Below are 20,263 nucleotides of genomic sequence, written 5' to 3' on the forward strand. Positions count from 1 at the left end.
GGGGGTCAGCTTATGCCGAGCGCACCGGCGAATCGCCCCACGGCCTGTGTCGCGGTGTCGGCGACCCCATCGTGTCCGGGGCGCGCCCGCAGGACGATCTCGCCGGTGTGGACGTCGAGCGCGGCCTCGGCGAGCATCTCTCCGGTGGTCGGCTCGCACACGGCCCAGGTGTATCGAGAGTCCTCCGACCAGTGCCGTTCGGACTGCGCGACGTAGTCCGGGTCCGTGATTCCGATCTCGGCCAGTGCCGGTCGGTCATCCATGCGATCGTCGGCGCGCAGTGCTCGCAGATACCAAGCGCCGGCATTGATCTCGACGGGATCCATGGACGACAGCGTCTCATGCGGATTCGAGTCGTATCGTCACTGGGGCGGGGCGCTTTTCCGTGAGGGGGGACTGGCATGAAGATCACGGTGCTCGGGGCCAGCGGCCTCATCGGCGGCAGCGTCGTCGACATCCTGAAGGGAAGCGGCCACGAGGTCGTCGCGGCCTCCCGGAACACCGGTGCCGACGTGCTCACCGGGGCGGGTCTGGCCGACGCCCTGGCCGGCGCCGACGTGCTCGTCGACGTCACCAACTCACCGTCCTTCGCCGACGACGCGGTGCTGGACTTCTTCACCAGGTCGTCGCGCAACCTCGTGGCCACCGCGTCGGACCAGGGCGTCGGGCACTACGTCGCGCTGTCCATCGTGGGATGCGATGGCCTGCCGGACAGCGGCTACATGCGCGCGAAAGTGGCACAGGAGCGCATCATCACCGGATCGGGGCTGCCGTACACCATCGTGCGGGCCACTCAGTTCCAGGAGTTCGCCGAGGCGATCGTCGCGGAGATGACGATCGACGGTGAGGTTCGGGCGCCGGACGCCCTGATTCAGCCGATCGCCGCGGCCGCCGTGGCGGCCGCGGTGGCCCGGGCTGCGCAGGACAGCCCCCGCAACGGCGTGGTCGACATCGGGGGCCCGGACACGATGAGCTTTGCGGATCTGGCCCGGGTCGTGCTGGCCCGTCAGCACGCGGACACGCCCGTGACGGTCAGCGCCGAGGCCCGGTACTTCGGCACCACGCTGCAGGAGCGGAGCCTGGTCACCGGCAACGGCGCGGAGCTCGGCACGACCCGGTTCCAATGACTGAGCCGCCCAGGGCGGACCCTGGGCGGCTCAGTCGCGGTGTTCGGTGGTGCCGTCAGTCCTTGATCTCGCAGAGCACGGTGCCCTGGGTGATCGCGGCGCCGGCCTCGGCCGACAGCCCCGTGATGGTGCCGTCCTTGTGCGCGGTCACCGGGTTCTCCATCTTCATGGCCTCCAGGACCACGACGAGGTCACCGGCAGCGACGGTCTGTCCCTCCTCGACGGCGACCTTGACCACGGTGCCCTGCATCGGGGCGGTCACGGCGTCGCCGGAGGCGGCCGCACCGCCGTGGGCGCCGCGCTTGCGGGCCTTGGGCTTCTTGCGGATCGCGCCGTGGGCGGGCGCGCCGCCGTTGCCGATCGCCAGGTCGCCGGGCAGCGAGACCTCGAGGCGGCGGCCGCCGACCTCGACGACGACCTTCTGCCGCGGCTCGGCCTCTTCGGCATCGACGGCTCCGCCGCCGGTGAACGGTTCGATGGTGTTGTCCCACTCGGTCTCGATCCACCGGGTGTGCACCGAGAAGCCGTTGTCGTCGCCGATGAACGCCGGATCGCTGACCACCGCGCGGTGGAACGGGATCACCGTGGCGAGGCCCTCGACGTGGAACTCAGCCAGGGCGCGGCGAGAGCGCTCCAGCGCCTCTTCGCGGGTCGCGCCGGTGACGATCAGCTTGGCCAGCATCGAGTCGAACTGTCCGCCGATGACCGAACCGGTCTCCACACCCGAGTCCAGGCGCACACCGGGGCCGGTCGGGGGATCGAAGCGGTTGACGGGGCCGGGAGCGGGCAGGAAGCCGCGACCGGCGTCCTCGCCGTTGATGCGGAACTCGAACGAGTGACCGCGCGGGGTCGGATCCTCGGTGATGTCCAGCTTCTCGCCGTTGGCGATGCGGAACTGCTGACGCACCAGGTCGATGCCCGCGGTCTCCTCGGTGACCGGGTGCTCCACCTGCAGGCGGGTGTTGACCTCGAGGAAGCTGATCAGGCCGTCCTGACCGACGAGGTACTCCACGGTGCCGGCGCCGTAGTAGCCGGCCTCCTTGCAGATGCGCTTGGCGGACTCGTGGATCTCCTTGCGCTGCGCGTCGGTCAGGAACGGCGCCGGGGCCTCCTCGACCAGCTTCTGGAAGCGGCGCTGCAGCGAGCAGTCACGCGTGCCCGCGACGATGACGTTGCCGTGCTTGTCGGCGATCACCTGGGCCTCGACGTGGCGCGGCTTGTCGAGGTAGCGCTCGACGAAGCACTCGCCGCGACCGAAGGCCGCCACGGCCTCACGGGTGGCCGACTCGAACAGTTCGGGGATCTCCTCGATGGAGCGGGCGACCTTCATGCCGCGGCCGCCACCGCCGAAGGCGGCCTTGATCGCGACCGGCACGCCGTACTCCTGGGCGAACGCGACGACCTCGTCGGCGTCCTTGACCGGGTCAGGGGTGCCCGGAACCAGCGGGGCCTGGGCGCGAGCGGCGATGTGACGCGCGGTCACCTTGTCGCCGAGGTCACGGATGGACTGCGGGCTGGGGCCGATCCAGATCAGTCCGGCGTCGATGACGGCCTGGGCGAAGTCGGCGTTCTCCGAGAGGAAGCCGTAACCCGGGTGGATCGCGTTGGCGCCGGACTTCTCGGCCGCGTCGAGCAGCTTCTCGAACACCAGGTAGGACTCCGCGGAGGTCTGCCCGCCGAGGGCGAACGCCTCGTCGGCCAACCGGACGTGAGGGGCGTCAGCGTCGGGTTCGGCGTACACCGCGACACTCTGCAGTCCCGCGTCCTTGGCCGCACGGATCACACGGACGGCGATTTCGCCGCGGTTGGCTACCAGGACCTTGGAGATGGTCGAACTGGCGTGACTGGGCACCTGTGCCTCCTACTGTGACTCAACGATTAGGGCCTGGCCGCCCACATGTCTAAGAAACGTCTTTAAGAATCTATCTGGGGCAGTTTAAGCGCCGCGAATCGTGTCCGGTGAGGCGGTGCCGGTTACTGGTGAGTAGGTTTCTTCAGCGGCCGGTCGGTTCGGCGCGATTTCGGTGCCGCCATGGTCCTGAGCACCGGTGTCGCGCTTCTCGCCGCGGACCCGCCACCGACTCGGTTGTGGCGCAGAACACACCGACGCGCCAGTGTCGCGCCACGTCCGGATGGGCGGATCAGGCCTCGCGCAGCCGGCGTTTGATGCGGGTCAGCATGGCCGACATTCCCCGCAGCCGCAGCGGGCTGATCAGCTTCGCCAGGCCGAGATCGGTGTAGAAGTCGTCGGGCACGGCCAGGATCTCGTCCTTGGAGTGCCCGTCGAGTCCGGTGGCGAGGATCGAGGCGAAGCCACGTGTCGTCGGCGCCTCGGGGGGCGCGCTGAAATACAGCCTGACGCGTGCGGGATCGCTGGCGTCGACATGCAGGAACAGCGGCGACTGGCATTCCGGGACCGGCTCCATGGCGGCCTCTTCGAGGTCGGCGGGCAGCGCGGGGAGCTCCTGCGCGAACTCGAGCAGCAGTTGCAGCTTGTCCTGGCCGTCGACCTCGGCGAAGTCGGAGACGACCTCGGCCAGGGCGGCAGGCATGCTCATGACGTCGGTGCTTGTCCCGGTTGGTCACCGGTCACGATGGGCACCCGCACGGTGTTGCCCCATTCCGTCCACGAGCCGTCGTAGTTGCGCACGTTGTCCAGGCCCAGCAGGTGAGTCAGCACGAACCAGGTGTGGCTGGACCGTTCCCCGATGCGGCAGTAGGCGGTGACGCGATGACCGGGCTCGCCCTCGGTGGCGAAGCGGTAGATCTCGTCGAGTTCGGCGCGGGAACGGAACCGGCCGTGGTCGTCGGCGGCCCTGGCCCACGGCACCGAGACGGCGGACGGGATGTGGCCGCCCCTCAGCGCGCCCTCCTCGGGGTAATCGGGCATGTGCGTGCGCTCGCCGGTGTACTCCTGGGGCGACCGCACGTCGATCAGGATCTCGCGACCGAGCGAGGCCAGCACATCATCCTTGAACGCGCGAATCGGAGCGTCGTTGCGCTCGACGACGGGGTACCCCGTCGAGGTCCTGGTCGGCACGTCCAGCGTGGTGTCGCGGCCATCGGAGATCCACAGGTCGCGCCCGCCGTTGAGCAGGCGCACATCCGGGTGCCCGAACAGCGTGAAGACCCACAGCGCGTAGGCCGCCCACCAGTTGCTCTTGTCGCCGTAGATCACCACCGTGTCGTCCCGGCTGATGCCCTTGCGGTCCATCAGCGCCGCGAACTGCTCGCCGTTGATGTAGTCGCGCACCGCCGGGTCGTTGAGGTCGGTGTGCCAGTCGATCTTGACCGCGCCGGGTATGTGGCCGACGTCGTAGAGCAGGACGTCTTCGTCGGACTCGACGATGGCCAGGCCCTTGGTGCCGAGGTGGGCTGAGAGCCAGTCGGCGGTCACCAGGCGTTCGGGGTGGGCATAGCCCTTGAGGTCAGGGCTGGGATCTGCAGGCAGAGGCACGGGAATGAGCCTACCGGTGGACGGTCTGCGTGTGCCGCGGGCCGCGAGTACGGTGGGGCCGGTTTCTCGAGACGGCGAGGCGTATGCGTGCACTCCTGACGGTGACGGGGGCCGTCCTGCTGCTCATCGCGACCGTGGCGGTGCCCTTCCGATTCGTCCCGGTGGGCAGCGCCGCAGCGGCCGTGCTGTGTGCCCTCTGGCCGATCCTGGTGGCCGCTGCGGTACCGGCGACCGTTCTGTTCCTGGCGGCGCGCCGGTGGTGGTGGGCTGCGGCGGCCGGGGTGCTGGTGGCCGTCCTGGTGGCGTCTTACGCCCCGCTGTACATCCCTGACGGTCGGGACGGGGACGACGGGGTGCCGGTCAGGGTGCTGACCGCCAACCTCCGTCGCGGCGGCGCCGACGCCGGGGCCTTCGCGGCCGTGGCGCGGGACCGCGCGGACGTCGTCGCGGTGGAGGAGCTCACGCGCCCGATGCGTGATGCCCTGGTGGCGGCGGGCATGGATGCACAGTTCCCGGAAGCCGCGACGCATCCCGGCCCGCTGTCGGTCGGCGTCGGCCTGTGGGCCCGCGGGCGGATGGCCGAGTCGAGGCTGCTGACGAACTTCACGATGCCCGCGCTGACCTCGCAGGTGACGGTGCCCGGTGTGCGGCTGCCGGTCCTCCTGTTCGTCGTGCACACCGCCAACCCCGTGACCAGGTCGGTCCGGGAGTGGAGAGACGATCTCGAGAAGATCCGGGCCGAACTTTCGAGACTGGCCGACGTCGCGGACGGACGCTGCGTGATCGTCGCCGGGGACTTCAACGCCACCGTGGACATGCGCAACTTTCGGCAGCTGCTGGCCGACGGCTACGAAGACGCCGCGAGACAGGCGGGTTCGGGGGTGGCGTGGACCTTTCCGGCCCACCTGCCGATGCCGCCCTTCTCCGGGATCGACCACGTCCTGACGCGCGGATGCCGGGCGAGTTCCGTCGAGGTGGTGGACGTGCCCGGCTCGGACCATCGAGCCCTGGCCGTGACGGTGCGGGTTCCGCGGGCTTAAGCGGTCAGTCGCCGACCCGCCACAGCGCCGACGGCGACAGCCCGGCCCGATGCAACAGGCGCCGCAGCAGCGGCAGGCTCAGGCCGATGACGTTGGCCGGGTCACCGTCGATCCGATCGACGAACCAGCCGCCGAGGCCGTCCAGGGTGAACCCGCCGGCAACGCCGAGTGGCTCCCCGTGGTCGATGTAGGCGTCCAGGTCGGCCTCGCTCGGAGTTCCGAAATGCACTGTCGTGCTGCCTGTTTCGGTGCACCTCGAATGAACATGGCCGTCGACGGTGCGGATCAGGCAGTGACCGGTGAGGAGCTCACCCGAACGTCCGGCCATCGCGCCCCACTGGCTGCGCGCGGCCTGTGCCGTGCCCGGCTTGCCGCACAGGCGCCCGTCGAGCAGCAGCATCGAATCGCAGCCGATCACCACGCAGTCCGCTGCGACATCGGCAGGCAGTCGCGTGACCACCTCGTCGGCTTTGGCGTCGGCGAGCGCAGCCACCACGGCGGGCGGTGTGGCGTCGGGAAGGGCCGCGATGACGGCGTCCTCGTCGACACCGGAGACGATGACCAACGGGTCGACGCCGGCGTTGCGCAACACCGACAGTCGCCCGCTTGAGGCCGAACCCAGGACGACCCGGGTCATCGGCGCATGTGCGTCCGTTCCAGCAGCGTGACCCGCTGCCAGCTGGTGATCGAGTACCGCAGCTTGTCCACCGGGTGGCCCCAGAGGTTGAGTTCCTGGGGGCCCGGCTCGTGCTGACCACCGGAGGCCGCGGCCAGGACGGTGGCCAGGGCGGCCACCTCCTCGTCGGTGGGGTTGCCCTTGAGGATCCTGAGCTCCGGAACCGGCGGTGCCGGATCGTCGATCGTCAGGTCGCGGGCGTCGCTGACCTCGGTGATGTCGGCGTCATGGTCCATGGTGAAAGTCCTTGCCTCGCAAGCGGTCAGGGTGCAACGTTCCGCATCACAGCGGAATGTTGCCGTGCTTCTTCGGCGGGGTCTGGACGATCTTGCGCTCCAGCAGGCGCAGCGCCGTGGAGATGTAGCCGCGGGTGTGCGACGGCGGGATGACCGCGTCGACATAGCCGCGCTCGGCCGCGACATACGGGTTGACCAGCGTGTCCTCGTAGTCCTGCTGAAGCTGAAGGCGCAGCGCGTCGACGTCCTGTCCGTCGGCCGCGGCCTTCTTCAGCTCCTGGCGGTAGACGAAGCCCACCGCACCCGATGCGCCCATGACCGCGATCTGCGCGGTGGGCCAGGCCACCACGACGTCGGCACCCATGTCCTTCGAGCCCATCACGCAGTACGCGCCGCCGTAGGACTTGCGCGTGATGACGGTGATCTTCGGGACGGTGGCCTCACCGTAGGCGTAGAGCAGCTTGGCGCCGCGCCGGATGATGCCGTTGTACTCCTGATCGGTGCCCGGCAGGAAGCCCGGAACGTCGACCAGCAGCAGGATCGGGATGTTGAAGGCGTCGCAGGTGCGGATGAACCGGGCGGCCTTCTCCGAGGCGTTGATGTCCAGGCAGCCGGCGAACTGCGTGGGCTGGTTGGCCACGATGCCGACCGGACGGCCGTCCACCCGGCCGAAGCCGACGATGATGTTCTGCGCGTAGCCCGCCTGGACCTCGAGGAACTCGTCGTCGTCGAGCATCCGGGCGATGACCTCGTGCATGTCATACGGCTGGTTCGGCGAGTCCGGGATCAGCGTGTCCAACTCGAGGTCCTCGTCGGTGAGATTGTCCTCGACCGCACCGGGATGCGGAGGAGCCGGGTAGCGCGGCGGCTCGGCGTAGTTGTTGGGCGGCAGGTAGCTCAGCAGGTCGCGGACGTAGTCCAGCGCATCCTGCTCGCCGGAGGCGACGTAGTGCACCGTGCCCGACTTGGCCATGTGCGTGTGCGCGCCGCCGAGGTCCTCCATGGTGACGTCCTCGCCGGTCACGGTCTTGATGACGTCCGGGCCGGTGATGAACATCTGGCTGGTCTGGTCGACCATGATGACGAAGTCGGTGAGGGCGGGGGAGTAGACGTGGCCACCGGCCGCGGCACCCATGATCAACGAGATCTGCGGGATGACGCCCGAGGCCTTGATGTTGTTGTGGAAGATCCGGCTGTACAGGCCGAGCGAGACCACACCCTCCTGGATGCGGGCGCCGGCGCCGTCGTTGATGCCGATCAGCGGGCGGCCGGTCTTGATGGCGAGCTCCTGGACCTTGACGATCTTCTCGCCGTAGACCTCGCCGAGGCTGCCGCCGAACACCGTGGCGTCCTGGCTGAAGACGCAGACGTCGCGCCCGTCGATCGTGCCGTAGCCGGTCACCACGCCGTCGCCGACGGGGCGGTTCTTCTCGAGCCCGAAGTTGGTGCTGCGGTGCCTGGCCAGCGCGTCGAGTTCGACGAACGAGCCCTCGTCGAGCAGCGCGAGCACGCGCTCGCGCGCGGTCAGCTTGCCCTTGGCGTGCACCTTCTCGACCGCGGCTTCACCCACGGGGTGCTGCGCCTGCTCCGCGCGTTTGCGCAGTTCGGCGAGCTTGCCCGCCGTGGTGTGGATATCGACCGTGTCGTTTTCAGGCTCGGTAACGCTCGTCATAGCCGTTGATGTTATCGGGACCGTCATCGCCCGTCGCGGTTGGCCCTTACCACTCCCTTAGAAATGTGGTTCCGGGGCGGGCCAGCCGATACGATCTGTGCACCTGTCCGCGCTGGGGGGCGCTGGCGCCGGATCGAGTGATTATGGGGGGCGCGAATGATGAGGATTCTCGGTGCCATTGCGGGTGCGGCGGCGGCCGCGCTCATGGTGTCGGCCGTTGCGCACGCGCAGCCGGAGGACGCCGCGGCCGAAGACAGCGGTTGGACGATGCCGGACATCAAGGAGATGAACCTTCAGGACGCCGACGACGCGTTGAAGGAGGCGGCTGCCGGAGCGGAGTTCGAATTGAACACCGAGAACATCAACGGCGTGCATCAGGACCAGGAGGTCTACGAGTTCTGGAAGGTCTGTTGGCAGGCACCGGAGGCCGGTGAGACGGTGACGCCGGACACCTGGGTGGGTGTCGGCGTCACCCGTTCCCACATCGACTGCTGGTGACGCCGTCCTCTGGCTAAACTCCCCACGTGGGATACCCGGACAACGTCCTTGCCGCTGATGAGCAGGTGGTGTTGCACCGCCATCCGCACTGGAAGCGCCTGATCGGTCCCGTTCTGGTGCTGCTGGTGATGACCGCGCTGGCGTCGTTCGGGGCGGCCTACGTCAACTCACTGCAGTGGGATCCCACCGCCACGTTGGTGGTCTCGCTGGTGATCCTGGCGATCTGGCTCGTGATCGTGGGCTGGCTGTCGGTGTGGCCGTTTCTGACGTGGTGGACCACCCACTTCGTGATCACCGACCGGCGCGTGATGTTTCGGCACGGCCTGCTGACACGCAGCGGGATCGACATCCCGTTGGCTCGCGTCAACAGTGTGGAGTTCCGGCACGGACTGCTCGACCGCATGCTCCGCACCGGGACGCTGATCATCGAGTCAGCGAGCCAGGACCCGTTGGAGTTCTACGACATCCCCCGGGTGGAGCAGGTGCACGCCCTGCTCTATCACGAAGTCTTCGACACCCTCGGTTCCGAGGAGTCGCCCAGCTGACGAGCGCGCCAGCGTCGGCTTCGGCGCAGCGGCGTCACCACCCCGTCGGAATCCCGGTGCCGGGTCTCGTACTCGTCCTCGAGAGCTTCGGCGATGCCACCGACGGTCAGGGTCGACTCGAGCGCCTTCTCCGGGTCGCGGGCGAATTCGTCGGGGAAGACGAAACGACGGAACGCCCAGAATCGGAAGGCCATCTGCAGAAGGTTTCCGATGATGTAAGCCGAGATGAAGTCGGCGATGTTCTCGGTGGCCAGCGACACCATCGGTACACGCAGCATCAGCACATAGCTCGAGATCCACAGCGGGGCCATCGACAGCAGCACGCCCACGCCGCTGACGCCGAAGAACAACAGCGCCTCGTGATGACGCTCCCGGCCACCTCGGTTACGGAAGCTCCACTCGCGGTTGAGGATGTAGGAGGCGATCACGGCCACGATGCCGGCGATGATCTTGGCGGTGACCGGTTTGGGCTCCAACACGGTCAGTTTGAGCGTGTAGAAGATCGCCGAGTCGATCACGAAAGTCGTTGCGCCGACGATCGCGAACTTGATCAGCTCGTGATGGCGCTCGGCGAACGGCCGAATCGGCCGCGGCAGGCGCGCGATCGTGGCATCAGCAAAGGACACGATAAGCCAGTGTACGGAAGCACCCAGGCTGGTGCGGAATCGTGGTTACGACGCAGGTCATGCCACCATGGTTGACGTGCCACGAGCTTCTGAAACCCGTTCTTCGTCCACTCCGGTCGTCGCCATGATCGGCGGCGGCCAGTTGGCTCGGATGACCCACCAGGCCGCGATCGCCCTCGGCCAGACCCTGCGAGTCCTGGCCGTGGACCCCTCCGATCCCGCCGCCCAGGTCAGTCCCGATGTGGTGCTCGGTTCGCACACCGACTACGAGGCCCTGCGCAGGGTGGCCACGGGCGCGACCGTGGTCACCTTCGACCACGAACACGTCCCCACCGAGTACCTGGACAAGCTGGTCGCCGAGGGCGCGACAGTGTCCCCTCCGCCCGAGGCGCTGGTGCACGCGCAGGACAAACTCGTCATGCGGCGGCGGCTCTCTGATCTGGGGGCTCCGGTGCCGCGCTTCGCGGAGGTCACCAGCGCCGACGAGGCGGCAGCGTTCAGCAGCGAGGTCGGCGGTGCCGCGGTCATCAAGACCATCCGCGGCGGCTACGACGGCCGTGGTGTGGTGCTTCTCGACACTGCCGAGCAGGCGCGCGAGGTGGCGCAGCGGTATCTCGCCGACGGTGTGCCGATTCTGATCGAGGAGCGGGTGGCCATGCGCCGCGAACTGTCCGCCCTGGTGGCCCGGTCGGCGTTCGGTCAGGGTTCGGCGTGGCCGATCGTGCAGACCGTGCAGCGCGACGGGATCTGCGTCGAGGTCATCGCGCCGGCGCCGGAACTGCCCGACGAGGTGGCCGCCGCGGCCCAGCAGCTCGGCCTGCGCCTGGCCGAGCAACTCGGTGTCGTCGGTGTCATGGCCGTCGAACTGTTCGAGACGGCCGACGGCGACATCCTGATCAACGAACTCGCGATGCGCCCGCACAACTCGGGCCACTGGACCATGGACGGCGCCGTGACCAGCCAGTTCGAGCAGCACCTGCGTGCGGTGCTGGATTACCCGCTGGGGGAGACCTCGGCGCGTGCGGCGGTGACCGTGATGTCGAACGTTCTGGGCGCGCCGAAGACTCCGACGATGAGCGTCGACGAACGCATCCATCATCTGTTCGCGCGCATGCCCGACGCGAAGGTCCACATGTACGGCAAGGGGGAGCGTCCGGGCCGCAAGCTGGGCCATGTCAACCTTGTCGGCAGGCCCGGCGAGGACATCGCCGCCGTGCGCGAACGCGCGAACCGCGCATCGCACTGGCTCTCGCACGCGCAGTGGACCGACAACTGGAACGAACATGGAACGGAGTTGCAATGAGCACCAGCCCCCGAGTCGGGCTGATCATGGGCAGCGACAGCGACTGGACCGTCATGGCGGACGCGGCTGAGGCGCTGGCGGAGTTCGAGGTGCCGTTCGAGGTCGGGGTGGTCTCGGCGCACCGCACGCCGGGCCGGATGTTGGACTACGCCAGCACCGCGGCCGACCGCGGTGTCGAGGTGATCATCGCGGGCGCCGGCGGGGCCGCGCATCTGCCGGGCATGGTCGCGTCGGCGACGCCGCTCCCGGTCATCGGAGTCCCCGTGCCGCTGGCACGCCTCGACGGACTGGACTCACTGCTGTCGATCGTGCAGATGCCGGCCGGGGTTCCGGTCGCCACGGTGTCCATCGGCGGTGCGCGCAACGCGGGTCTGCTCGCGGTGCGGATACTCGGCGCGAGCGACACGGCGTTGCGCGCCAAGATGACGACGTTCCAGGCCGATCTCGAGGCGATGGTGCTGGAGAAGGACGCGGCGTTGCGGGCGCGTCTCCTCGGCGGTGACTGACTCCGGATCAGGGTGACTCCGAGAATCTGCGCTGAGCAGCGGGAATGGTCTTCCAGAAGGCGGGCGAGTAAAGTTACCCGCTGGTATTAAGGAGTTCATCATGGCTGCATGGGGCGGAAATCCGTCGTTCGACCTGTTCCAACTTCCCGAGGAGCACCAGGAGCTGCGCGCCGCGATCCGCGCACTCGCCGAGAAGGAGATCGCTCCGCACGCAGCCGATGTGGACGAGAACGCCCGCTTCCCCGAAGAAGCGCTCCAGGCGCTGAACGCCTCGGGATTCAACGCCGTCCACGTCCCCGAGGAGTACGGCGGTCAGGGTGCGGACTCGGTCGCGGCGTGCATCGTCATCGAAGAGGTCGCACGGGTCGACGCCTCGGCGTCCCTGATCCCCGCCGTCAACAAGCTCGGCACCATGGGCCTGATCCTGCGCGGCTCCGACGAACTGAAGAAGCAGGTGCTGCCGCAGCTGGCCTCCGGCGAGGCGTTGGCCTCCTACGCGCTGTCCGAGCGCGAGGCCGGCAGCGACGCGGCCGGCATGCGCACCCGCGCCAAGGCCGACGGCGACAGCTGGATCCTCAACGGCGCCAAGTGCTGGATCACCAACGGCGGCAAGTCCAGCTGGTACACCGTCATGGCGGTCACCGATCCGGACAAGGGCGCCAACGGAATCTCCGCGTTCATGGTGCACAAGGACGACGAGGGCTTCAGCGTCGGTCCCAAGGAACGCAAGCTGGGTATCAAGGGGTCGCCGACCACCGAGTTGTACTTCGAGAACTGCCGCATCCCGGGTGACCGGATCATCGGCGACCCGGGCACGGGGTTCAAGACCGCGCTGGCCACTCTGGACCACACCCGCCCGACCATCGGCGCGCAGGCCGTCGGTATCGCGCAGGGCGCGCTGGACGCGGCGATCGCATACACCAAGGACCGCAAGCAGTTCGGCACGAGCATCAGCGAGTTCCAGGCGGTGCAGTTCATGCTCGCCGACATGGCGATGAAGGTCGAGTCGGCCCGCCTGATGGTGTACCACGCAGCGGCGCGCGCCGAGCGCGGTGAGCACAATCTCGGGTTCATCTCCGCCGCGAGCAAGTGCCTGGCCTCCGACATCGCGATGGAGGTCACGACCGACGCGGTGCAGCTGTTCGGCGGAGCGGGTTACACCGTCGACTTCCCGGTCGAGCGGATGATGCGCGACGCCAAGATCACTCAGATCTACGAGGGCACCAACCAGATCCAGCGCGTCGTCATGAGCCGCGCCCTGCTGCGCTGATTCTGCGGCGCACGCCACCGGTGCCGGCGCGGCAGCAACCAGTGCCCGGCACTGTCTGATCGACCCGAAGCGCCGCAGCGCTTCGCGCGAATGAGCACGCATACCGAGACATTCGGCGCCGTGCACGGTATCGTCCCGCCGAAGGGGGCAGTCAGCTGACATCGGCTCGGCAACGGTGCCGGCGGTTCGGGAGGACCGACATGGGCAGGGGGAACCTGTGAGTGGCGGAGGGCGGTCTCCGCTGGTGTCGGTGTGCGTTCCGGCCTACAACGCCGAACGCACGCTCGAGGCCACACTGGACTCGATCCTCGCGCAGGACTTCGACGATTTCGAGGTCGTGGTGGTGGACAACAACAGCACCGACCGCACCGCCGAGATCCTGGCGGGCTGTCGGGATCCCCGACTGCGGGTACGCACCAACAGCACCACGCTGCCGATGGCCCAGAACTGGAACTGCTCCGTGGACTCCGCGCGTGGGCGCTTCTTCAAACTGGTGTGCGCCGACGATCTGATTGCGCCACAGTGCCTCTCGCGTCAGGTGCCGATCATGCTCGAACCCGGGGTCGCGGCCACGTGCTCGTTCTTCGACGTGGTGGACGACGACGGAGTGGTGTTGTCCAAATCGCGGGGCGCGAGCAGGCTGTTGGGGTTCCACACCGGGCGTGAGGCCATGCGCGAGCTGGTGCGCAGGCTTCCCGATGAGATCGGTCCGAGTGCGGCGTTGATGTTCAGGACCGAGGACTTTCGCCGATCGGCGGGGTTCCGACCCGACTTCCACTACACCTTCGACATCGACCTGTGGGTTCGACTGTGCGTCAATGGGTCCTGGTACGGGCAGTCCGACTCCCTGGCCATCAACCGAGCCTCCGCGTACAACGCGTCCAGTTCGAGCAGTTCGTACAGCAAGTTCCGGGACATCGTCAGGTTCAACCACGGTATCGGCCGGGAACTGCGTGAGCAGATCCGGCTGCGGGACGTCCTCGCGGGGGATCTGCGCGTGGCGTCGGCGATGCTGCGCAGGCTGCGGGTCAAGGCGTTCCAGTGATGGTGGCGACCGGTGAACGGTCCGGGATCAGCAGCCTCAGCATCTCGGGGGCGGTGACGGTGTGATCGTGTCGGTCCCGCACCCGCGCGTACGCCTCGGCCGCCAACGCCTCCCGCAGTGCCGCGTCGCCGAGCACGGCGCGGATCGCGACCGCCAGTGCGCCGGGATCTCCGGGAGGCACCAGCACTCCGGCACCGCCGGAGAGGTATTCGGCTGAGCCGCCATGATCGGTGGCGATCACCGGCGTGCCCGCGGCCATGGCTTCCAAGACGCCCAGTGGCCCGGCCTCCGGTCCGGTGCTGGGTGACACCAGCGCCGTCCAGCGTGCCAGGCAGGCCACCGCGTCGCTGCGGCCGAGAAAGCGGACCCTCCCGGCGACCTCGGGAGCATCGGCGAGGCGATGCAGCTCGTCGACGTAGTCCTGCTCGCCGGGGAAGTGGTCGCCCGCGAACTCCACCTCCACCCCTGGCAGCTCCGACAGTGCCGCCAGAAGCACGCGATGCCCCTTCCAGGGTGTCAGTTTGGCCAGCACCCCGATCACCGGTGGATCGGAGTGAGTGAGGTTGCCGCGCGGCCCGACGGCCACCCCGTTGTATGCCACGTTGACCGGAAAACCGAAGCCACACAACGGTTCCGCGGTGGCATGCGACACCGCGACGGCGGACCGCAGAGCGCGGGCGCTGAACCGCACGATCAACCGCTGCTTGCGCTCGGTGACGGTGTCATGGACCAGCCACGTGCTGCTGCGGGGCCGCAGGGTCAGCCGAACGGCGGGGAGCGCGAACAGGGAGTTGACCACGACAGCAGTCGACGGTGAGGCGCACAGTCCGCGCAGCGCGACGGCCGCCCGCACCCATCGGGCCAGCAGGACGAGCATCGCGACACCCCGGCGCCACCCGGTGTCCGCCGACAGACCCAGTTTCGGCAGGGGGAGATGGCCGACGCCCGTGGGCAGTCGCGCGCTGAGCTCCCCGGTCGGACAGGCCACGACCACCGCGTGCCCGTCAGCCTGGGCGCGGCGGGCCAGGTCCAACAGCACGGCCTCGGCCCCCGATGCGCTGTCGGTGTGCGAGATAAACGCCACGGTGGCCGTCATGCGTCGGCCCGTGATCCGTTGCGCGCCAGCAGTCGCCGGAGGGACAGGCCGCCGGTGAAGCCGAAGGCGTGGGCCGCCAGCACGGTGGCGGCCGCGTTGCCGAGCGCGACGGCTAGCCACGGTGCCGTGTTGAACGTCGGTGTCACGGTGCTGACGGTGATGACGGCCGCCGTGATCGCGGACGTGCCCAGAATCGGGCGCAGCGGCAGCACTCCGGGCACGTCGACGCTGCCGCGAAGCACCGCGCCGATCGCGATGACCAGGACCGCTGAGCTGGCCAGGGTGGCCCATGCGGCACCGTGGTAGGAGAACCGCGGAATCAGAACGAGATTCAGTGCGACATTGACCGCCAGTGCCAGCAGGGACGCCCACGGGTAGATCCGATGCCGGCCCGCCGAGACCAGGGCCATCAGGCCCAGCTGGGCCAGCGCCGCCAGGCACGCGCCGATGACCATCAGCTTGGTCGAGAACGAGGCGGCCGCGAATCGTTCGCCGTAGAGCAGGCTCAGCAGGTTCTGCGCACTCGGCCAGAATGCCGCCGTGCCCGCCGCGCACAACACCGCGATGATGGCGGTGGCCCGGTGCACGGCGTGCCGGAACCCGGCGGGATCCCTGGGCCACGACGCCACCATCACCGTCGTGAACGGGGTGACGACCGCAAGTGCGAACACCAGGACGAAGTCGGCGAACTTGTACCCGATCGAGTACAGCCCGACGGACTCGAAGCTGTCCAGATGGGCCAGCATGACCAGATCGATCTTCGAGGTCATCTCGATGAAGGCGAAGCCGATGCTCAGCGGCACCGCCTCCAGCAGCATCTCCTTCCACCGCCAGACCTCAAGCCGCCCAGTCGGACTCGGCCCGAGCCGGCCGCTGCGCAGACCACGCAGCTTCGCCACGATGCCGACGACCTCGTTGGCGATCGCAGGAATCACGAACACGAGCAGAATGGGTGCCACGAGTGCGGCCACGATCGTGAACACCAGTTGCACCAACTGGCCCAGCATTTCGGCGGCGGCGACGTAGGTCAGCCGCAACCTGCTCTGGTACATCACCGTGAGCGCGTGACTGGGCGTGGAGATGACCACCACGATTCCGGCGACCGCGGTCGCCCACACGACGTGCGCGGAGTATCCGGACAGCAGCACGAACAGCACTGCGATCAGATAACCGGCGAGACCAAGCAGCAGGCGCAGGACGATGAACGACGTGGCCACTCGACCGCGTTCGTCCTCATCCTCGCCGTCGATCAGTTTGGCCAGCACCACCCGGCCGACGCCAAGGTCGGTGACTATCGACATCAGTCCCAGCACGCCGAAGATGAAGGAGAACTTCCCCCACTCGTCGGGCGAGAGCATCCGGGCGATGATCACTGTGCCGGCCCACCCCATGACGGCGATCGCGATGCGGCTCAGCACCATTGAAATGGTGTTGCGCACCGCACGTGCCGACTGCACAGAGGCGTCGACCTGCTCTGTCACAACGTCACCCCGGCCTTGTCGTAGGCACGCAGTGTCTCGGCCGCGGTGGCCGACCAACTGAGCGTGGTCGCCGCGCGCACGGCGTTGTCCTGCACCGCGACACGGGCGTCGGCGTCGAGGAGCAGCGGACGCAACGCTGCGACCCACTCGCGCAGCCGCGGGCTGCCGACCAGTACGGCGCCGTCGCCGACGACCTCGGGCAGCGCGCCGACGGCACTGGCGACCACCACCGCCCCGCAGGCCATGGCCTCCAGCGGGGGCAGCCCGAACCCCTCATACACGGAGGCGTAGGCCACCACCGTCGCCGCCGCGTAGAGCGCCGGAAGGTCTTCGGTGGGCACGAATCCCAGCCCGATGGCGTCGCGCGGGGCGTGCGGGCCGTCCGACCCCTGCCCGGCCAGAACGCAGGGGACGCCGAGTTGGCGAGCCGCCTCCGCGACCAGGTGTGGGCGCTTTCTGGGTTCGACGGTCGCGACCTGCAGCACGAACCGATCGGGAAGGTGGTACCGCGCCCGGACCGACTCGACGGCGGAGTCCTTCGGCGGGCAGGCCCACGACGCGGGTGCCAGGGGGGTCACGATGCTGTCCCGGCCGAACCGGTCGGCGATGCGTTGCGCGGTGAAGTCCGATACGGCGATCACGACGTCGGCCCGGCGCACCGCGTCGGACACCAGCGCTCGTTCACCCCGTGCCCGGATCCGGGAGAACGCCCACGGGGTGTCGAACACCGACAGGTCATGCACCGTGGAGACGGTCGCCGCCGGCCCCCAGGCAGGCAGGTCGGCGTCGAGACTGTGGAACAGGGCACCGCGCGCGACGGGCAGTTTCGCGCGGACCGCGCGCCCGATGCCGTGGCTGTCGGCGACGGTGTCCGCGGCGATGCCTCGGGGGACGTCAGCGGCCGAGCGATGCTGGACGACCGCGCGGGCGGTGGTTGACGCGGGCAGTCGCGGAGCGAGGTGGCGCAGCATTTCCCTGGCATACGTACTGACGCCGCCGCCACCGGGTTGCATTGCCAGGGCGCCGAACACGATTGCGTCGGCGGAAGTCATGGAACACCCCGATTCTGGTGGTGACGGGCCTGCGTCCTGGCCTCCCCGGCGACGCGGAGCCGATCATAACGCTTCGCTGGCCGCTCGTCGCGGCGTGCGTGCGTGGGATCCGAAGAATTTGCCTGGAGCTGACTCGTCCGTTCATTACACGCGCCTACTGGTGCACAGTGGCATCGGAGGCGGACAGCCAAGATGGCCTAATAATTTGCCATAGTTGCACATCTCTGCACAAAATGATGCCGCCTGAAGTCGCTGGGTGGGGAGTCGTGGGCGCGGAGTCGACGACTGAGGGCATGACGAGAGGGGTGGGGCAGTGGTCATCAACCCGTTGGACGACGGACGCGCGCCGGATGTGATCGGGCATCTGCGCCGGTTGGTCCGGGCCGCTGTGCCCGCCGGAGTGGTCGCGGCGGTGGTCGGACTCGCGGCCGTCGGCTACCTGCTGAGCGTGAAGCCGACCTACACCGCGACCGTCATCGCGCAGATCGATGCGCAGATCCCCGTCGTCAGCGGCGACGCCTACCTCTATCAGATGACCGCACCGTATCTGGCCCTCGCCGAGTCGCAGGAGGTTCGTCAGGCCACGGCGCATGAGATGGGCATCGACTGGGACCCTGATCGAGTGCGTGACAGCGTGCTGGTCACGGTGTCGAAGTCCCCTCTGCTGCTTGAGGTCTCCGGGTCCTCGCCGGATCGCGCCGAGGCGCTGAGGCTCGCGCTGACCACCGTGCGTGCACTCGACGGGCAGTCTCGCGCACAACGGCGTGACGAGCTGCAGCGCGCGATCGCGGCACCCAGCGAGGAACTGGCCAGCGTGGCGCAGCAGATCGCCGCCATAGACGACGAGTTCCTCCGCACCTGGGGCTACCGCGATCCGACCGCGGACGGCGATCCGCAACGAGCGGCGCTGGCCGCGCGTGCCGACGAACTGGGCGCGCAGATCAACAGGATCCGGGAGGCCGGCGTCAACGGACTGTCGGTGCTTTCGGCACCCGACGTGGACGCGGTGGCGCCGTCGGCTCCGCTGTCGACATCGGTGGTCCTGTTCACGGTGGTGGTGGTGTTCATCGTGACCGCTGAGGCGCTGGTCTTCCTGCGCGGCCGGTTCGGCCGTCGGCTCACCGAGGCCAGCGCCGACCGGATCGCACGGACACGACGGATCGCCCTCGAGGTGCGCGACGCCGCCGCGGTGGGGTTCCCGCCCGTCACAGCCGGTCTCCTCGCACGCCGCTCGGGGCGAGGCCAGAAGACCATGCTCGTCGTGACGCCGGAGGCCGAGGAACCCGTACGGACGTGGCTGGACGACGGCGACGAGGTCGCCTTCGTCGACGTCGAGCACATCGACTCCGGATGGCCCGCCAAACTCACCGATGCCATCGGCCTGGTGATCATCGTGGCCCGCAGCGGCGAGGGCGAGCGGGTCGGTGTCGACCACGCCGCCCGCACGCTGGCCGAACTCGGCATTCCCCGCCGGCTGGTGATGGTCACCTCGGAGGCGACCTCGGTGCGCGAGGCTGAGGCCGGGGTGCAGATCGGCGCCGACACGTGAGGATCGTGCACCTGCTCAACGAACTCTGCGACACCGGAAACGGAATCGTCAACGTCGCAGTGGATCTCGCGTGCGCGCAGGCCAGCGCCGGTCACGAGGTGATGGTCGTGTCCGGAGGTGGGGCGTTCGTGTCCCTGGTCGAGGGGTTCGGCGCGCGGCACCACACGGTGAGATTCGAGCGCACTCCGGTGGCGCTGCTGCGGGCCTGGCGCGCGGTCGCGGCCCTGCTGACCGAGTTCGGCCCCGACATCGTGCACTCGCACACCTTGACGCCGGCGGTGCTGTCGTACGCGGTGCGGTGGCGCGACATCGTCGCCCGCCGTTCGGTGACCGCGCGGCTGGTCACCACGGTGCACAACGAATACCAGCGTGGGGCAGCGCTGATGGGTCTGGCCGACGCCACGGTGGGGGTCAGTCGGGCGGTGAGCACCGCCATGGCCCGACGTGGAATTCCCGTGAGCCGCAACCGCACGGTCCACAACGGCACCATCGGGACACCACGACGCCGGTCGGCCGCCGACGTGGCGCCGATCGACCTTGGACCCCGGTCCGTCGTCGTGCTGGGCGCGGTCTCCGAACGCAAGGGTGCCGACGTGGTGGTCGCGGCCTTCGCGACCCTGGCCGACGAGTACGACGATCTGTCCCTGTGGTTCGTCGGGAACCCGGACTGGGCGGACCTGGTCGCGCACGCCCGGACGCTGCCCTGCGCGGGGCGAATCCACTTCGTGGGCTTGGAGGCCGAACCGGCCAAGTACCTCAACGCGGCCACCGTGATGGTGCTGGCGTCCCGACGGGATCCCTTCCCGCTGGTGCTCTCCGAGGCCCGAGAGTGCGGAGTGCCGATCATCGCGTCCGACGTCGACGGCATCCCGGAGGCGCTCGACGGTGGCGAGGCCGGACTCCTGTTCCCGGTCGGGGACAGCGCCGCTCTGGCCGAATGTGTTCGGCGAGTGGTGGATTCCGACGACGTGCGGCGTGATCTGGCAGCGCGCGCGGCATTCGGCGCCGATCGCCTCTCGGTGCAGCGGATGACTGCCGACTACGTCGACGTCTACCTCGAACAGCTTGCACTGCGGTGTTGAGT

21 protein-coding genes are annotated in these 20,263 nt (G+C 68.7%); 10 read left to right on the forward strand and 11 right to left on the reverse strand.

Annotated elements, in window-relative coordinates; all coding sequences use genetic code 11:
• Positions 1–5: 5 nt before the first annotated feature.
• Positions 6–326, reverse strand: a complete 321-nt coding sequence (locus A5727_RS04120) for a hypothetical protein (protein ID WP_068244905.1) — start codon at positions 324–326, stop codon at positions 6–8.
• A gap of 75 nt (positions 327–401) precedes the next feature.
• Between A5727_RS04120 and A5727_RS04125 the strand changes: the two genes are divergently transcribed.
• Positions 402–1,127 carry an SDR family oxidoreductase gene (locus A5727_RS04125; protein ID WP_068244907.1) on the forward strand — a complete coding sequence of 242 codons (726 nt, stop codon included), beginning with the start codon at positions 402–404 and terminating at the stop codon, positions 1,125–1,127.
• Positions 1,128–1,182: 55 nt separating this feature from the next.
• Here the strand turns inward: A5727_RS04125 and A5727_RS04130 are convergent, their stop codons facing one another.
• From A5727_RS04130 to A5727_RS04140, 3 genes are all read right to left on the reverse strand, one after another.
• Entirely contained in the window at positions 1,183–2,979 is a 1,797-nt protein-coding gene (locus A5727_RS04130; protein WP_068244909.1) for an acetyl/propionyl/methylcrotonyl-CoA carboxylase subunit alpha, read from the reverse strand.
• Between the two features lie 289 nt (positions 2,980–3,268).
• A complete protein-coding gene (locus A5727_RS04135; protein WP_068244911.1) occupies positions 3,269–3,685 on the reverse strand; it encodes a SufE family protein in 417 nt (138 codons plus the stop codon).
• Positions 3,682–4,584: a sulfurtransferase gene (locus A5727_RS04140; RefSeq protein ID WP_068244914.1), complete on the reverse strand. Its 903-nt coding sequence runs from the start codon at positions 4,582–4,584 to the stop codon at positions 3,682–3,684. The genes A5727_RS04135 and A5727_RS04140 overlap by 4 nt, the downstream gene beginning before the upstream one ends.
• An 83-nt stretch (positions 4,585–4,667) precedes the next feature.
• Here A5727_RS04140 and A5727_RS04145 point away from each other — a divergent pair, with 83 nt between their 5' ends.
• Positions 4,668–5,624 (forward strand): endonuclease/exonuclease/phosphatase family protein, encoded by a 957-nt coding sequence (locus tag A5727_RS04145; protein ID WP_068244917.1) that lies wholly within the window; start codon positions 4,668–4,670, stop codon positions 5,622–5,624.
• Between the two features lie 4 nt (positions 5,625–5,628).
• Here A5727_RS04145 and A5727_RS04150 read toward each other — a convergent pair whose 3' ends face one another.
• The 3 genes from A5727_RS04150 to A5727_RS04160 are packed head-to-tail and all read right to left on the reverse strand — an operon-like array spanning position 5,629 to position 8,208.
• Positions 5,629–6,261 carry a Maf family protein gene (locus A5727_RS04150; protein WP_068244919.1) on the reverse strand — a complete coding sequence of 211 codons (633 nt, stop codon included), beginning with the start codon at positions 6,259–6,261 and terminating at the stop codon, positions 5,629–5,631.
• Positions 6,258–6,536 (reverse strand): acyl-CoA carboxylase epsilon subunit, encoded by a 279-nt coding sequence (locus tag A5727_RS04155; RefSeq protein ID WP_068244925.1) that lies wholly within the window; start codon positions 6,534–6,536, stop codon positions 6,258–6,260. Before A5727_RS04155 ends, A5727_RS04150 begins: the two co-directional genes overlap by 4 nt.
• Positions 6,537–6,582: 46 nt before the next feature.
• Positions 6,583–8,208: an acyl-CoA carboxylase subunit beta gene (locus A5727_RS04160; protein ID WP_068244927.1), complete on the reverse strand. Its 1,626-nt coding sequence runs from the start codon at positions 8,206–8,208 to the stop codon at positions 6,583–6,585.
• 156 nt (positions 8,209–8,364) lie between these two features.
• Here A5727_RS04160 and A5727_RS04165 point away from each other — a divergent pair, with 156 nt between their 5' ends.
• Positions 8,365–8,706, forward strand: a complete 342-nt coding sequence (locus A5727_RS04165) for a PASTA domain-containing protein (protein WP_068244930.1) — start codon at positions 8,365–8,367, stop codon at positions 8,704–8,706.
• Between the two features lie 26 nt (positions 8,707–8,732).
• Positions 8,733–9,251, forward strand: coding sequence for a PH domain-containing protein (locus A5727_RS04170; RefSeq protein ID WP_068244933.1), 519 nt, complete (start codon positions 8,733–8,735; stop codon positions 9,249–9,251).
• Here the strand turns inward: A5727_RS04170 and A5727_RS04175 are convergent.
• Complete coding sequence (locus A5727_RS04175) at positions 9,206–9,877, reverse strand: GtrA family protein (RefSeq protein ID WP_068244936.1); 672 nt, start codon at positions 9,875–9,877, stop codon at positions 9,206–9,208. The genes A5727_RS04170 and A5727_RS04175 overlap by 46 nt on opposite strands.
• A 67-nt stretch (positions 9,878–9,944) precedes the next feature.
• On the opposite strand from A5727_RS04175, the gene A5727_RS04180 reads away from it, so the two are divergent.
• From A5727_RS04180 to A5727_RS04195, 4 genes are all read left to right on the forward strand, one after another.
• Positions 9,945–11,180: a 5-(carboxyamino)imidazole ribonucleotide synthase gene (locus A5727_RS04180; RefSeq protein WP_082949586.1), complete on the forward strand. Its 1,236-nt coding sequence runs from the start codon at positions 9,945–9,947 to the stop codon at positions 11,178–11,180.
• Positions 11,177–11,686: a 5-(carboxyamino)imidazole ribonucleotide mutase gene (purE, locus tag A5727_RS04185; protein WP_068244943.1), complete on the forward strand. Its 510-nt coding sequence runs from the start codon at positions 11,177–11,179 to the stop codon at positions 11,684–11,686. Before A5727_RS04180 ends, purE begins: the two co-directional genes overlap by 4 nt.
• Positions 11,687–11,786: 100 nt before the next feature.
• The gene (locus tag A5727_RS04190) at positions 11,787–12,956 is read left to right on the forward strand and encodes an acyl-CoA dehydrogenase (protein ID WP_068244945.1); all 1,170 of its coding nucleotides are present in this window, start codon (positions 11,787–11,789) and stop codon (positions 12,954–12,956) included.
• Between the two features lie 217 nt (positions 12,957–13,173).
• Entirely contained in the window at positions 13,174–14,001 is an 828-nt protein-coding gene (locus A5727_RS04195) for a glycosyltransferase family 2 protein (RefSeq protein WP_082949587.1), read from the forward strand.
• Here the strand turns inward: A5727_RS04195 and A5727_RS04200 are convergent.
• From A5727_RS04200 to A5727_RS04210, 3 genes are read right to left on the reverse strand one after another with little or no spacing between them, the layout of a single operon-like run.
• Positions 13,985–15,097: a glycosyltransferase family 4 protein gene (locus A5727_RS04200; RefSeq protein ID WP_068244947.1), complete on the reverse strand. Its 1,113-nt coding sequence runs from the start codon at positions 15,095–15,097 to the stop codon at positions 13,985–13,987. The two genes, A5727_RS04195 and A5727_RS04200, sit on opposite strands and share 17 nt — an antisense overlap.
• Entirely contained in the window at positions 15,094–16,578 is a 1,485-nt protein-coding gene (locus A5727_RS04205; RefSeq protein WP_068244950.1) for a flippase, read from the reverse strand. The genes A5727_RS04200 and A5727_RS04205 overlap by 4 nt, the downstream gene beginning before the upstream one ends.
• Positions 16,575–17,630, reverse strand: coding sequence for a glycosyltransferase family 4 protein (locus tag A5727_RS04210; RefSeq protein ID WP_068244955.1), 1,056 nt, complete (start codon positions 17,628–17,630; stop codon positions 16,575–16,577). The genes A5727_RS04205 and A5727_RS04210 overlap by 4 nt, the downstream gene beginning before the upstream one ends.
• 313 nt (positions 17,631–17,943) lie before the next feature.
• Here A5727_RS04210 and A5727_RS04215 point away from each other — a divergent pair, with 313 nt between their 5' ends.
• Together A5727_RS04215 and A5727_RS04220 are read left to right on the forward strand one after the other, a co-directional pair.
• Positions 17,944–19,179, forward strand: a complete 1,236-nt coding sequence (locus A5727_RS04215) for a GumC domain-containing protein (protein ID WP_068244958.1) — start codon at positions 17,944–17,946, stop codon at positions 19,177–19,179.
• On the forward strand, positions 19,176–20,261 hold the full coding sequence (locus tag A5727_RS04220; RefSeq protein WP_068244961.1) for a glycosyltransferase family 4 protein: 1,086 nt from the start codon (positions 19,176–19,178) through the stop codon (positions 20,259–20,261). The genes A5727_RS04215 and A5727_RS04220 overlap by 4 nt, the downstream gene beginning before the upstream one ends.
• Positions 20,262–20,263 lie beyond the last annotated feature (2 nt).

This window comes from Mycobacterium sp. ACS4331 (genome assembly GCF_001667265.1).
Taxonomy (GTDB): domain Bacteria; phylum Actinomycetota; class Actinomycetes; order Mycobacteriales; family Mycobacteriaceae; genus Mycobacterium.